Genomic DNA, 13082 nt, shown 5'->3' with positions numbered 1-13082 from the left:
CGGTATGCACGGCGGGTCAGGCCATCCGAGTCCCCATCCTCAGCAACGCCATGTACGTTTCCGACCGTGCCTGCTCTGAAAAAGATCGTAATGACGGTCCTCTCTGCCGCGTTGCTGTCCGTATGCGTCGTCAGTCCCGCCGGGGCAGCCGACAAGGACAAGACCGACGACAAACAGCCGAAGCCGACCGGTCCGATGTCGACCCTGGGCGGCAAGCGGCTGGGCGAGGTGGGCACCCAGGTCAATCTGGGCCCAGGCGCCCCGGTCCTGCCGAAGGACCTCACCGCACGGTCGTGGATCGTCGCGGACGCGGAGAACGGGCAGGTGCTCGCGTCGCACAATTCGCACTGGCGGCTGCCGCCCGCCTCCACCCTGAAGATGCTCTTCGCCGACACGGTCCTGCCCGCCCTGCAGCCGAAGTCCCTCACCCATCTGGTGACCGAGGACGAACTCGCCGGCGTCGGTGAGGGAAGCAGCCTGGTGGGCGTCAAGGAGGACCACTCCTACACGGTCCACGACCTGTGGCTCGGCGTCTTCCTGCGCTCCGGCAACGACGCGGTCCACGTGCTCTCCGAGATGTACGGAGGCGTGCCCGCGACGGTCGCCGCGATGCAGCGGCACGCCGAGGAGCTCCAGGCGCTGGACACCCACGTCGTCTCCCCCGACGGTTACGACGCCCCGCACCAGGTCTCCAGCGCGTACGACCTGACGCTGTTCGCCCGGAGCGGCATGCAGAAGGCGGACTTCCGCGAGTACGCCGCGACGGCGACGGCGGAGTTCCCCGGCGAGCAGAAGAAGGGCAAGAAGCGGGAGAGCTTCGAGATCCAGAACACCAACCGGCTGATCACCGGTGACATCGGGGTGGAGCCGTACAAGGGCATCGCGGGCGTCAAGAACGGCTACACCACCCACGCGGGCAACACCTTCACGGGGATCGCCGAGCGCGACGGGAAGGTGCTGCTGGTGACGGTGATGAACCCTTCGTCGGAGGAGAGCCACGCCGTCTACAAGGAGGCCGCCGGCCTGCTCGACTGGGGCTTCTCCGCCAGCGGCAAGGTGACCCCGGTCGGCGAGCTGGTACCACCGAAGTCCGCCGTGGTCTCGAAGGGCTCGGAACCCGCGGGTACGGGCAAGGGCGCCGCGAAGGAGAAGCAGCCGGCCGCCACGGCCCACGCCGCCACCACCGGCTCCAACGGGGTCTGGACCGCGCTGTCGGTCGCCGGCGCAGCGCTGGTGGCCCTGGCGGCCGCGGTGTTCCTGGTCAACCGGCGCTGGCCGCTGCCCGACCTGGTGCGTCGCCTCCCCCGTCGCTGACCTCCGTGCCCTCCGCCTCCACTGTGCCGTCCTTGCTCGGCGTCGCCGTCCAGGCGGCACAGACCAGCAGCAGCTTCGCGCTGAAGTTGATCCACAGGAGGAGGGCGATCGGCAGGCCGAAGGCGCCGTACATGCTCTTCGAGGCGACATCCCTCATGTAGCTGCCGAGCAGCAGCTTGAGGAGTTCGAAGCCGACCGCGCCGACCAGCCCCGCCACGATCAGCCGCCGGCGCGGCGGCTCCACCCCGGGCAGCAGGGTCAGCAGGTAGAGCAGGATCAGGAAGTCGGCGAGGACGGCCACGACCACGGCGGCCGCCTGGAGCAGCACCCCGCCCACGCCGTCCTCGGGGATGCCCAGGCGGTCGGCCGTCCAGCCGATGGCCGTGGACGCGACGGTGGAGACCGCGAGGGTCACGAGCGCCGCTCCGCCGAGACCGAGCAGCAGACCGGCGTCCTTGAGCTTGCGGACGACCGGGTTCCCCTCGTCCACGTCGTCCTTCTCCCACACGGCGCGCAGGCAGTCCCGCATCGAGCCGATCCAGCCGACGCCGGTGAAGAGCAGCAGCACACCGGCGACGACCCCGACCGTGCCCGCGTGGGCCACGAGGTTGTCGATGCCGAGCTGGTCCGAGATGCCGGGCACCTGCTCGGCGAGCTTGTCCTCGATCTTGTCGAGCTGCTGGGGCGAGAGCAGCGCGGCGCCGACGGCGGCACCGACGGCGATCAGCGGGAAGAGCGCCAGGAAGCTGAGGAAGGTGATCGCGGCGGCGAGCCTGGTCCAGTGGACCCGGTCCAGCGTCTCGTAGGAGCGCCACGCGTGCGTCTCCATCAGCCGTGCGGCGAACGGCCCGATGACGGGGAGATTCTTCAGCCAGTCCATGCACTACGCGTACCCTCCCGGGCACGAAAACCGACGTCCGGGGCCGCCGGGATCATCAATCACCCATTTCGGTGAGTGCTGTAACAAATCCCTCAAACGGGTTTTCTTGGGCGATACGGTCACGACCACGTCCGTCGACACCCCGCTAGGAGTTATCCCGTGAAGGACGCCTTCGGTGCCCCGCGTTCCCTGCTCGTCCTGGGCGGCACCTCGGAGATCGGGCTGGCCACCGCGCGGCGGCTGATCGCCCGCCGCACCCGGACCGTCCAGCTGGCCGGGCGGCCCTCCCCCGCTCTGGAACGCGCCGCGGCCGAGCTGCGTGAGCTGGGCGCCGACGTCCGTACCGTCGCCTTCGACGCGCTCGACTCCGCCTCCCACGAGGAGGTGCTCGGGAAGCTCTTCACCGACGGGGACATCGAGATGGTGCTGCTGGCCTTCGGGGTCCTGGGCGATCAGGCGCGCGACGAGGAGGAGCCCCTGGCCGCGGTCCGGGTGGCGCAGACCAACTACACGGGAGCGGTCTCCGCGGGTCTGGTGTGCGCCGGCGCACTCCAGGCGCAGGGCCATGGGTCGCTGGTGGTGCTCTCCTCGGTGGCGGGCGAGCGTGCCCGGCGCGCCGACTTCATCTACGGCTCCAGCAAGGCGGGCCTGGACGCCTTCGCACAGGGGCTCGGCGACGCGCTCCACGGGACGGGGGTGCACGTGATGGTCGTACGCCCCGGCTTCGTGCGGTCGCGGATGACCGCCGGGCGCGAGGAGGCGCCGCTCTCCACGACCCCGGGCGCGGTGGCGGACGCGATCGTGACGGGGCTGCGGCGGCGCTCGGAGACGGTGTGGGTCCCCGGGGCGCTGCGCGTGGTGATGTCGGCCCTGCGGCACGTGCCGCGTCCGCTGTTCCGGCGGCTGCCGGTGCGGTAGGGCACCGCGGTCAGGCTGGGCTCAGGGGTGCAGGGACGGCTGGTCCATGGAGCTGCCGCCCTGGGCCGGTACGGCGGGCGCGGCGCCGCCGCCTCCGAACGGGAACTCGTTGATCTTGCGCCAGACGCCGTCCGCGCCCTGCTCGTAGAGCGCGAAGGAGCCACAGGTCCAGGCCGCCTCGTACGAGGAGAGCTCCTCGTACGCCCGGTCCATGGCCTCCTCCGCGATGCCGTGCGCCACGGTCACGTGCGGGTGGTACGGGAACTGGAGCTCGCGCACCAGGGGCCCGGACGCCTCCCGGACCCGCTTCTGGAGCCAGGAGCAGGCCGAGGCGCCCTCGACGACCTGGACGAAGACGACCGGCGAGAGCGGGCGGAAAGTGCCCGTGCCCGACAGGCGCATCGGGAAGGGGCGGCCGGCCGTGGCGATCTGGGAGAGGTGGGTCTCGATCGCCGGCAGGTCGGCCGCCTCGGCCTCGGTCGGCGGAAGAAGGGTGACGTGGGTGGGGATGCCGTACGCGGCAGGGTCCCCGAAGCTCGCGCGCCGCTCCTGGAGCAGGCTGCCGTAAGGCTCCGGGACCGCGATCGAAACGCCAAGCGTTACGGTCCCCACATCGTTCTCCTCAATCTTCGAAGGTCGTTCTTCTGTCGTGCCGACGCCAGTGTGGCCCTTCGGCCGTGGTCCCGCCAGGGCCCTTGGACTCAGTGCTTCGCAGGCAGAAGGCCCATCCGGTCGTAGGTCTGCGCCAGCGTCTCGGCGGCGACGGTCCTGGCCTTCTCGGCGCCCTTGGCCAGCAGGGCGTCCAGGGTCTCCGGGTCGTCCAGGTACTCCTGGGTCCGGGTCCGGAACGGGGTGACGAACTCCACCATGACCTCGGCGAGGTCGGTCTTGAGCGCGCCGTACCCCTTGCCCTCGTACTTCTGTTCAAGGTCCGTGACGGCGGTGCCGGTGAGGGTGGAGTAGATGCTCAGGAGGTTGCTGACCCCGGGCTTCTTCTCCGCGTCGTAGCGGACCACCGTGTCCGTGTCCGTCACCGCGCTCTTGACCTTCTTGGCGGTGACCTTCGGGTCGTCGAGGAGGTTGATCAGGCCCTTCGGCGTGGACGCCGACTTGCTCATCTTGATCGACGGGTCCTGGAGATCGAAGATCTTCGCCGTCTCCTTGAGGATGTACGGCGCGGGGATCGTGAACGTCTCGCCGAAGCGGCCGTTGAAGCGCTCGGCGAGGTCCCTGGTGAGCTCGATGTGCTGGCGCTGGTCCTCGCCGACCGGGACCTGGTTCGCCTGGTAGAGCAGGATGTCGGCGACCTGGAGGACCGGGTAGGTGAAGAGGCCCACGGTCGCCCGGTCGGCGCCCTGCTTCGCGGACTTGTCCTTGAACTGCGTCATGCGGGACGCCTCGCCGAAGCCGGTGAGGCAGTTCATGATCCAGCCGAGCTGGGCGTGTTCCGGGACATGGCTCTGGACGAAGAGCGTGCACCGCTCCGGATCGAGCCCGGCCGCCAGCAACTGTGCGGCGGCGAGCCGGGTGTTGGCCCGGAGCTCCTTCGGGTCCTGCGGCACGGTGATCGCGTGCAGGTCGACCACCATGTAGAAGGCGTCGTGGGACTCCTGCAGCGCCACCCACTGGCGGACCGCACCGAGATAGTTGCCGAGGTGGAACGAGCCTGCGGTGGGCTGGATTCCGGAAAGCACGCGGGGTCGATCAGAGGCCATGAAGCCATTGTCTCAGGTGTGGAACCGATCTCCGGCAACCGGTGTAGGAAAGATGTGAGGACGCGGGAAGGGGCTCGGCCGGCGGGCCACCGCGGCGGCGGGGCCTCGGTGATCACCCGTGCGCGCGCCGGGGCACCGCGATGAATGAGACGAGAAACACGGTCCGCCCGGCAGGGTCCGCGCGGGCACCGCGAGGCGCGCCGCACGCGGAAGGTTTCCAGGTCCTGAATCCGACCGACGATACAAAGTGGGCACCACCCCTGCCCCCGCCGCACGACGAACGGAGATCCCGTGTCGACCACGGAAACCGCCATCGCCTCCGCCGAGGCGCACAGTGCGCACAACTACCACCCGTTGCCCGTCGTCGTCGCCTCGGCGGACGGCGCCTGGATGACCGATGTCGAGGGGCGCCGTTACCTCGACATGCTCGCCGGCTACTCGGCGCTCAACTTCGGGCACGGCAACAGGCGCCTGATCGACGCGGCCAAGGCTCAGCTCGAACGCGTGACACTGACCTCCCGCGCCTTCTACCACGACCGGTTCGCGGAGTTCTGTACGCAGCTCGCCGAGCTCTGCGGCATGGAGATGGTCCTCCCCATGAACACGGGGGCCGAGGCCGTGGAGACGGCCGTGAAGACGGCCCGCAAGTGGGGCTACCGCGTCAAGGGCGTCCCGGACGGCATGGCGAAGATCATCGTCGCCGCCGGCAACTTCCACGGCAGGACGACCACGATCGTCAGCTTCTCCACGGACCAGGAGGCGCGGGCCGACTTCGGGCCGTACACCCCGGGGTTCGAGATCGTGCCGTACGGGGATCTCACCGCGCTCTCCGGAGCGATGACGGAGAACACCGTCGCGGTGCTGATGGAGCCGATCCAGGGCGAGGCCGGGGTGCTGGTTCCGCCGCCGGGCTATCTGGCCGGGGTGCGGGAGATGACCCGGGAGCGGAACGTGCTGTTCATCGCGGACGAGATCCAGTCGGGCCTGGGCCGCACGGGCCGGACCTTCGCGTGCGAGCACGAGGGCGTCGTCCCCGACATGTACGTGCTGGGCAAGGCGCTGGGCGGTGGCGTCGTGCCCGTCTCGGCCGTCGTGTCGTCCTCCGCGGTCCTCGGTGTGTACAGGCCGGGCGAGCACGGATCCACCTTCGGCGGGAATCCGCTGGCCTGCGCGGTGGCCCTGGAGGTGGTCGCGATGCTTCGCACCGGTGAGTTCCAGCAGCGGGCGGCGGAGCTGGGCGACCATCTCCACCACGAGCTGGGGCTTCTGGCCGGCGGCGGCGCGGTGGAGGCCGTGCGGGGCCGTGGGCTGTGGGCGGGGGTCGACGTCTCCCCGGCCCTCGGGACGGGCCGGGAGATCTCGGAGAAGCTGATGGACCGCGGGGTGCTGGTCAAGGACACCCACGGCTCCACGATCCGGATCGCCCCGCCCCTGGTGATCAGCAAGGAGGACCTGGACTGGGGCCTGGAGCAGCTCCGCGGCGTACTGGCCGGCTGAGCGCCCGGCCCGGCCGTACTGGCCGGCTGAGCGCCCGGCCCGGCCGCGGGCGCCCGGTCAGAGGATGACGTGGGGCAGGAAGCGCGCGTACTCGTCCGTGACCAGCCCCGCCGATTCCCGGATGCCGAGCCCGGCGGCCTCGTCCTCGACCACCCAGGCGCCGAGCACCACCCGGTTGCCCGCGAAGTCGGGGAGGGGGGCCAGCTCCTGGTAGCAGCAGGGCTCGTCGCGCAGGACCGGGGCGCTGCCCGGTTCGTGGACGGTGACGCCGGCGCCCTCACGGCCGAGCAGCGGCTTGGCGACGTATCCCACCCCGTCCGGCCCGGCCAGCTCGCGGGGTCCGTCGAGGTAGGCGGGGAGGAGGTTGGGGTGGCCCGGGTACAGCTCCCAGAGGATGGGCAGCAGCGCCTTGTTGGAGAGGAGCATCTTCCAGGCGGGTTCGATCCAGCAGGTGCTGCCGGTTCCTCCGCCGTTGTCCAGGGTCTCCAGCACATGCGGTCCGAAGCGGTCCGTCGCCAGCCATTCCCACGGGTACAGCTTGAAGCAGCTGCGGATGAAGCGGAGCCGCTCGTCGACGAAGCGGCGGGACAGCCGGTCCCAGCCGATCCGCTCGACGGAGAGCGCCCGGGTCTCGATCCCGGCCTGCTCGGCCGTCTCCCGCAGATACGCCACCGTCATCAGGTCCTCGCCCAGCTCGTCGCCGTCGGAGTGGGCGAAGTGGAGGGGGCCGGGCGGCAGCAGCGGGGCCTGCCGCTTCCAGGCGGCGACGAGACGCTCGTGCAGGGAGTTCCACTGGTCGGCGCCGGGGAACCGGTCCTCCATCCAGAACCACTGGGGGCTGGCGGCCTCCACCAGCGAGGTGGGGGTGTCGGCGTTGTACTCCAGCATCTTGGCCGGGCCGGTCCCGTCGTACCGCAGGTCGAACCTGCCGTACAGCGAGGGCAGTTCGGCGCGGCGCCGCCAGGACTCGGCGATCAGGCCCGCCAGCCGGGCGTCCGTGATGCCGAGATCGGCGAAGCGGTCGTGCTCGACGATGTGCGCCGCGGCGGCCAGACACATCGTGTGGAGCTCCTCCACGACCTCCTCCAGCGCCTCGACCTCGGGCAGGGAGAAGACGTAGTAGGCACTCTCGTCCCAGTAGGGGCGCAGGGAGCCGTCCGGGTAGCGGGTCAGGGGGTAGATCAGCCCCTGCTCCTCGACGGTCTCCTGCCAGCCGGGGCGCGGTTCCGTAGTGCGGCGTTCCATGAGGGGTCTCAGCCGCCGCTGGAGCCGGAGGAGCCGAATCCGTCGCGCTCGACCGCGGACTTGTCGAAACTGCCGCCGGAGACCCGGTTGTTGTGGCTGCTGCCGCCGTAGTAGTACGTCCCGCTGCCGTTGCTGTCCTCGCACTCGTACTTCGGCAGGATCTCCTGGGTGACCCGGTCGACGCACCGCTCGTCCGGTTCCGAGCCGCACGCGGTGAGCGTCGCCGCGAGTACTCCCATGCCGCCGAGCACGACGGTGCTCGACCTCAGCTTGCGCCTGTCCATGTTCTGTTCTCCCCCCTCGCACCCACGGGCCGGTGTACGCCCACCGGCCAACTCCCAGTCAGATTAGATGCACGACTCCCCCGGCTGAAACCCGGTGCCGCCCACTGCCCGGCATCACTCTCCTACGGCAGCACCCGGCAGAGCGCGTCCAGCGCCCCCGCCCACCCGCTCTCCGACGGCGTGCCGTAACCGATGACCAGCCCGTCGCGGCCGGGGGCCGCGTCCTGGTGCCGGAAGCGCGAGAGCCGCTCCAGTGCGAGCCCCTGCCAGGTGGCCGCCTGGACGACCGACTGCTCGGTCCCCTCGGGGAGTTCGAGCACGGCGTGCAGCCCCGCCGCGATGCCGCTCACCTCGAAGTCCGGTGCCCGCTCGGCGAGCGCCTCGACGAGCTGGTCACGACGGCGCCGGTAGCGCAGCCGCATCGCCCGCACGTGCCGGTCGTACGCTCCTGAGGCGATGAGCTCCGCGAGGGTCAGCTGGTCCGGCGCCGCGGACATCCAGTCGAAGCCGCCCTTCGCGTCGCACACCTCGTCCACCAGCCCCTCCGGCAGCACCATCCAGGCCAGCCGCAGCCCGGGCGCCAGGGACTTGCTGGCCGTGCCCATGTAGACCACCCGTTCCGGGTCGAGGCCCTGGAGGGCGCCCACCGGCTGGCGGTCGTAGCGGAACTCGCCGTCGTAGTCGTCCTCCAGGATCAGACCGCCCGAGGACCGCGCCCAGTCGACCGCCGCGGCCCGCCGGTCGGGATGGAGCGGGACGCCCGTGGGGAACTGGTGGGCGGGGGTCAGCAGCACCGCGCCCACGCCGGGTGTCCCTCCCAGCTCCCCGGTCCTGGCCCCGAGCGCGTCCACCGGGAGGCACGGGGTGCGCAGGCCGGCGTCGGCCAGGAGGTTCCAGTGGATGTCCAGCCCGTACGACTCGACGGCCGCCGCCCGCACCTTGCGGCGCCGCAGCACCTTCCCCATCAGCGTGAGTCCGTGGACGAATCCGGAGCAGATCACGATGCGCTCCGGGTCCGCGTACACCCCTCGTGCCCGTGCCAGATAGTCCGCCAGCACGCTCCGCAGCTCGAAGCGGCCCTGCGGGTCGTCGTATCCGAAGGCCGCGTCGGGGGCGGCGGTGAGGGCGCGCCTGGCGGCCTTGAGCCACTCGGCGCGGGGGAACGCCGAGAGGTCCGGTGACCCCGGCATCAGGTTGTGGACGGGCCGCCGTCGCGTCTGCCGGCCCGCGGCCCCCCGGGCGGCCGGGCCGGGCGCGTCGGCCCGCTGCGCGACCCTGGTCCCCGAACCCTGCCGCGCGGTGAGCCAGCCCTCGGCCACGAGCTCGGCGTAGGCGTCGGCGACGGTGTTGCGGGCGATCCCGAGATCCACGGCGAGCGTCCGGGACGAGGGCAGCCGCGTGCCCGGCGTCAGCCGTCCGGTGCGCACGGCCTCACGCAGCGCGTTCATCAGCCCGCTGCGCAGGCCCGTGCCGACCGGTTCGATATGCAGGTCGGCGCCGAAAGCGGCCCAGGAATCTGTCATGGAAATGGACCATACCGGTGCGCCATCCGACCGTTAGCTTCGAAGCATGACGACGCACACGCAGCACCGCACACCCGCCGAAAACGCCCCCGAGCACCCCGCCCGCCTGCAGTGGGCCCAGCTCGTCCCGGATGTCTACAAGGCCATGGTCCGGCTGGACGCCGCGTCCCGTCAGGGACTGGACCCGACACTGCTCGAACTGGTGAAGGTCCGCGCCTCGCAGCTCAACCACTGCGCCCTCTGCCTGGACATGCACTCGAAGGACGCCCTCGCGGCGGGCGAGTCCGTCGAGCGGCTCATCCAGCTCAGCGCCTGGGAGGAGTCGCAGCACTTCTACACGGAGAAGGAGCTTGCCGCGATCCAGCTGACGGAGGCGGTGACGGTCCTGACCGACGGTTTCGTGCCGGACGAGGTCTACGCGAAGGCCGCGAAGCAGTTCGAGGAGGCCGAACTCGCCCAGCTCATCGCCGCGATCACGGTGATCAACGCCTGGAACCGGTTCGGCGTGACCTGCCGGATGGCCCCGGGGCACTACACGCCCGGCGACATCAAGCACTGAGCCGCAGCCGCCGAGCCCCCCGTACGCACCTCCCGCCCCGGAGCCCTGATGACCGAGCCCGTGTCCGTCTTCCGCGCCCTGCACCACGGCCGCACTCCCGGCGACCCGCTGGTCCTGCCCGGCCCGTGGGACGCCGCGAGCGCCCGCGTGTTCGAGGAGGCAGGTTCTCCCGCACTGGCCACCCCGAGCGCGGGTGTCGCCGCCTCCCTCGGCCACGCCGACGGGGAGACGCCGGCGGACGAGATGTTCGCGGCGGTGGCGCGGATCGCCCGAGCGGTGTCCGTTCCCGTCTCGGCGGACGTCGAGGCCGGTTACGGTCTGGCTCCGGACGAGCTCGTCGACCGCCTCCTGGAGGCCGGGGTCGTCGGCTGCAACCTGGAGGACTCGGTGGACGGCGTGCTCGTCGACCCGCGGCGGCAGGCCGACCGGCTCGCCGAGGTGTGCGCGGCGGCGGGCGGGCGCCTCTTCGTCAATGCCCGCATCGACACCTACGTCCACGGGGACCCGGCCGCCACGGACGTGGTGGCGGACACGGTGGCCCGTGCCCGGCTCTACGCCGACGCCGGTGCCGACTGCGTCTACCCGATCATGGCCCCGCCGGACACCCTGCCCGCTCTGGCCGCAGCGGTCCCGGTCCCGCTCAACGCGCTCGGCGCACCCGACGGCCGGGCCGCCACCCGCCGGCTCGGCGAGCTCGGCGCAACACGGATCACCTTCGGCCCGCAGCTCCAGCGCAGGGCGGCGGACGCCGTGCGGGACCTGGCCGGGCGGCTGCTCGGCGACTGAGCAGACGTATGAGGGCGCCCCCGCAGCTGGTGCAGCGGGGGCGCCCTCGTACGTCCTCCGGGCCGGCCGGTGGCCGGGCCCCGGTCAGATCAGGCCGAGCTCGCGGACCGCGTCGCGCTCCTCGGTGAGCTCCTGCACGGACGCGTCGATGCGCGCACGGGAGAACTCGTTGATGTCCAGGCCCTGGACGATCTCGTACTTCCCGTCCTTCGTGGTGACCGGGAAGGAGGAGATGATGCCCTCGGGAACGCCGTAGGAGCCGTCCGACGGGATACCCATCGAGGTCCAGTCGCCCTCGGCGGTGCCGTTGACCCAGGTGTGCACGTGGTCGATGGCGGCGTTGGCGGCCGAGGCGGCCGAGGACGCGCCACGGGCCTCGATGATCGCGGCGCCGCGCTTGGCGACGGTCGGGATGAAGGTGTCGGCCAGCCAGGCCTCGTCGTTGACGACCTCGGCGGCGTTCTTGCCGGCGATCTCCGCGTGGAAGATGTCCGGGTACTGGGTCGCCGAGTGGTTGCCCCAGATCGTCAGCCGCTTGATGTCGGAGACGGCGGCACCGGTCCTGGCGGCCAGCTGCGAGATCGCGCGGTTGTGGTCCAGGCGGGTCATCGCGGTGAAGCGCTCGGCCGGTACGTCCGGGGCCGCGGCCTGCGCGATGAGGGCGTTGGTGTTGGCCGGGTTGCCGACGACGAGGACCTTGATGTCGTCCGCGGCGTTGTCGTTGATGGCCTTGCCCTGCGGCTTGAAGATGCCGCCGTTGGCGGACAGCAGGTCGCCGCGCTCCATGCCCTTCATGCGCGGGCGGGCGCCGACCAGGAGGGCGACGTTGGCGCCGGCGAAGCCGACGTTGGCGTCGTCCGTGATCTCGATGCCGCGCAGCAGCGGGAAGGCGCAGTCGTCGAGCTCCATGGCGGTGCCCTCGGCGGCCTTCAGGCCCTGCGGGATCTCGAGGAGCCGCAGGTTGACCGGCACATCCGGGCCGAGCAGGTGGCCGGAGGCGATGCGGAAGAGCAGCGCGTAGCCGATCTGGCCGGCTGCGCCGGTCACGGTGACATTCACGGGAGTGCGGGTCATGGCGGTCTCCGTTAGACAGCTGGCGGTAGGGGTCCCTGCCCCTGGTGCTGGATACCTCTGAATCTTGACGTGAAGAGATATCCAGCGGTCAGGCTATCCGACCCTCGCCGCAGGAGCCGCCCGGCCCCCTGTGGCACCGCGCACAGTCGGTCACACAGCGCAGCGGCTCCCCTGTCTCACTCCGGCGTGGTGCAGCCGGTCGTCCCGGAGGCGAGGGTCGCGCAGGCCTTGGCGTCGGAGGCCTTCTTCACGGCGACCATCGGGGTGTACGCCTCGGAGCCGGCGTCCACCGTGCCGTCCTGCTCCGAGGGACCGGCGGCGATCTTCACGGTGTCCCCCGGGGACGCCCGGGTGATACGGGCCCACGCGGCGCCGCAGGTCTCGCTGTAGCGGACCTCGACGAGGCCTCCGCCGACGGTCTCCCTGGCCACCGTGGAGGCGAACTGGCCGCCGCAGCCCATCGCTTCCGGGTCCTGGCCGGTGCAGTCGGCGTGTCTGCACTCGACCCCGGCGGGCAGCTGGGGCGCGCTGGTGCCCGGCTCGGCGGACGGTGTCGCGGCGGCCGTACCGGTGTCTTGGTCGCCACCCAGATCGGTGAGCAGCACGGCCCCGGCCATCAGCAGGAGCGCGCCCACGAGCCCCGCCAGGAAGAGCGGCAGCCTGCTCCGGCCGCCCTCCCGCCGCCCTCCGGGACCGCCCACCGGGTGGTGTCCGCCGCCGGTGGGGTCCGGCACCGCCCCCGGCTGCGGCTGCTGCGGAATCCGTGGAACCGTGCCGCGCTGGACGGGCACGGACGGCGGACGGCCACTGTCGCACCCCTCTCCTCCCGGTCCAGGGGCGGTGGGGACTCCCGTAGCGCCGTCCGCACGCCTGCCGGCCACGGGGGCCGCGGCCACACCCGCCTCGCCGGGCGCCGCACGCGCCTGGGAGATCCTGATGGCCTCCATCGTCATGTCGTGGCGCATCTCGGAGCGGCTCCAGGCCAGCTCGGCCGGCTCCCACATCGTCGTCAGATGGTGCTGCTGAACGCCCGTCACCTCGGCGAGGGCGACGACCGCCCCCTTGGGCGCGAGCAGCCTGCCGTTGAGATAACGCTCCCACGACGTCTTGCTGTAGCCCGTGCGGTCGGCGACCGCGGCCAGGCTAAGACCACTGCGGTCCACCAGTCCGCGCAGCTGGCCCGTGAACTCCCGCACCTGCGAATCGAGTTCTTCCGGTAGCGCCTTCCAACGAGGCATTACTCCCCCAACCGATTCCCCCGGACGCCCCGGCGCGCCCCCGATCCCG

The 13082-nt window shown here is 71.5% G+C and carries 13 protein-coding genes; 5 read left to right on the top strand and 8 right to left on the bottom strand.

Annotated elements, in window-relative coordinates; translation table 11 throughout:
• Positions 1–66 precede the first annotated feature (66 nt).
• Positions 67–1314, top strand: coding sequence for a D-alanyl-D-alanine carboxypeptidase family protein (locus tag OG379_RS23940; RefSeq protein WP_405665083.1), 1248 nt, complete (start codon positions 67–69; stop codon positions 1312–1314).
• On the opposite strand, the gene OG379_RS23935 is transcribed toward OG379_RS23940, so the two are convergent.
• The gene (locus OG379_RS23935; protein WP_405665082.1) at positions 1262–2194 is read right to left on the bottom strand and encodes a YihY/virulence factor BrkB family protein; all 933 of its coding nucleotides are present in this window, start codon (positions 2192–2194) and stop codon (positions 1262–1264) included. The two genes, OG379_RS23940 and OG379_RS23935, sit on opposite strands and share 53 nt — an antisense overlap.
• 159 nt (positions 2195–2353) lie before the next feature.
• On the opposite strand from OG379_RS23935, the gene OG379_RS23930 reads away from it, so the two are divergent.
• Positions 2354–3112, top strand: coding sequence for a decaprenylphospho-beta-D-erythro-pentofuranosid-2-ulose 2-reductase (locus OG379_RS23930; RefSeq protein WP_405665081.1), 759 nt, complete (start codon positions 2354–2356; stop codon positions 3110–3112).
• 21 nt (positions 3113–3133) lie between these two features.
• Here the strand turns inward: OG379_RS23930 and OG379_RS23925 are convergent, their stop codons facing one another.
• Together OG379_RS23925 and trpS are read right to left on the bottom strand one after the other, a co-directional pair.
• Positions 3134–3724 carry a 2'-5' RNA ligase family protein gene (locus tag OG379_RS23925; RefSeq protein WP_393762283.1) on the bottom strand — a complete coding sequence of 197 codons (591 nt, stop codon included), beginning with the start codon at positions 3722–3724 and terminating at the stop codon, positions 3134–3136.
• Between the two features lie 89 nt (positions 3725–3813).
• Positions 3814–4827, bottom strand: a complete 1014-nt coding sequence (gene trpS / locus OG379_RS23920; RefSeq protein WP_405665080.1) for a tryptophan--tRNA ligase — start codon at positions 4825–4827, stop codon at positions 3814–3816.
• 291 nt (positions 4828–5118) lie between these two features.
• On the opposite strand from trpS, the gene rocD reads away from it, so the two are divergent.
• Positions 5119–6324 (top strand): ornithine--oxo-acid transaminase, encoded by a 1206-nt coding sequence (rocD, locus tag OG379_RS23915; protein ID WP_393762287.1) that lies wholly within the window; start codon positions 5119–5121, stop codon positions 6322–6324.
• A gap of 57 nt (positions 6325–6381) precedes the next feature.
• Here rocD and OG379_RS23910 read toward each other — a convergent pair whose 3' ends face one another.
• The 3 genes from OG379_RS23910 to OG379_RS23900 all read right to left on the bottom strand — a co-directional run bounded on the left by OG379_RS23910 (position 6382) and on the right by OG379_RS23900 (position 9376).
• Entirely contained in the window at positions 6382–7569 is a 1188-nt protein-coding gene (locus tag OG379_RS23910; RefSeq protein WP_405665079.1) for a glutathionylspermidine synthase family protein, read from the bottom strand.
• 8 nt (positions 7570–7577) lie between these two features.
• Positions 7578–7853 (bottom strand): hypothetical protein, encoded by a 276-nt coding sequence (locus OG379_RS23905; RefSeq protein ID WP_405665078.1) that lies wholly within the window; start codon positions 7851–7853, stop codon positions 7578–7580.
• 122 nt (positions 7854–7975) lie between these two features.
• Positions 7976–9376 (bottom strand): PLP-dependent aminotransferase family protein, encoded by a 1401-nt coding sequence (locus tag OG379_RS23900; RefSeq protein WP_393762293.1) that lies wholly within the window; start codon positions 9374–9376, stop codon positions 7976–7978.
• 46 nt (positions 9377–9422) lie between these two features.
• On the opposite strand from OG379_RS23900, the gene OG379_RS23895 reads away from it, so the two are divergent.
• On the top strand, positions 9423–9935 hold the full coding sequence (locus OG379_RS23895) for a carboxymuconolactone decarboxylase family protein (protein ID WP_405665076.1): 513 nt from the start codon (positions 9423–9425) through the stop codon (positions 9933–9935).
• Between the two features lie 48 nt (positions 9936–9983).
• Positions 9984–10721: an isocitrate lyase/phosphoenolpyruvate mutase family protein gene (locus tag OG379_RS23890; RefSeq protein WP_405665075.1), complete on the top strand. Its 738-nt coding sequence runs from the start codon at positions 9984–9986 to the stop codon at positions 10719–10721.
• A gap of 84 nt (positions 10722–10805) precedes the next feature.
• Here the strand turns inward: OG379_RS23890 and OG379_RS23885 are convergent, their stop codons facing one another.
• Positions 10806–11795 (bottom strand): malate dehydrogenase, encoded by a 990-nt coding sequence (locus OG379_RS23885; RefSeq protein ID WP_405665074.1) that lies wholly within the window; start codon positions 11793–11795, stop codon positions 10806–10808.
• A gap of 176 nt (positions 11796–11971) precedes the next feature.
• Positions 11972–13033: a DUF2690 domain-containing protein gene (locus OG379_RS23880; RefSeq protein ID WP_405665073.1), complete on the bottom strand. Its 1062-nt coding sequence runs from the start codon at positions 13031–13033 to the stop codon at positions 11972–11974.
• Between the last annotated feature and the right edge of the window lie 49 nt (positions 13034–13082).

The sequence above is a fragment of the Streptomyces sp. NBC_01166 genome (assembly GCF_045039765.1).
Classification (GTDB): domain Bacteria; phylum Actinomycetota; class Actinomycetes; order Streptomycetales; family Streptomycetaceae; genus Streptomyces.
This window is presented reverse-complemented; position numbering and strand designations above follow the sequence as displayed.

Bases quoted from the DNA above. Each gene is read 5' to 3' on its own strand.
- OG379_RS23885 (WP_405665074.1), bottom strand. From the start codon at position 11,795: ATGACCCGCACTCCCGTGAATGTCACCGTGACCGGCGCAGCCGGCCAG.
- OG379_RS23890 (WP_405665075.1), top strand. From the start codon at position 9,984: ATGACCGAGCCCGTGTCCGTCTTCCGCGCCCTGCACCACGGCCGCACT.
- OG379_RS23910 (WP_405665079.1), bottom strand. From the start codon at position 7,569: ATGGAACGCCGCACTACGGAACCGCGCCCCGGCTGGCAGGAGACCGTC.
- trpS (WP_405665080.1), bottom strand. From the start codon at position 4,827: ATGGCCTCTGATCGACCCCGCGTGCTTTCCGGAATCCAGCCCACCGCA.
- OG379_RS23900 (WP_393762293.1), bottom strand. From the start codon at position 9,376: ATGACAGATTCCTGGGCCGCTTTCGGCGCCGACCTGCATATCGAACCG.
- OG379_RS23895 (WP_405665076.1), top strand. From the start codon at position 9,423: ATGACGACGCACACGCAGCACCGCACACCCGCCGAAAACGCCCCCGAG.
- OG379_RS23880 (WP_405665073.1), bottom strand. From the start codon at position 13,033: ATGCCTCGTTGGAAGGCGCTACCGGAAGAACTCGATTCGCAGGTGCGG.
- OG379_RS23905 (WP_405665078.1), bottom strand. From the start codon at position 7,853: ATGGACAGGCGCAAGCTGAGGTCGAGCACCGTCGTGCTCGGCGGCATG.
- OG379_RS23935 (WP_405665082.1), bottom strand. From the start codon at position 2,194: ATGGACTGGCTGAAGAATCTCCCCGTCATCGGGCCGTTCGCCGCACGG.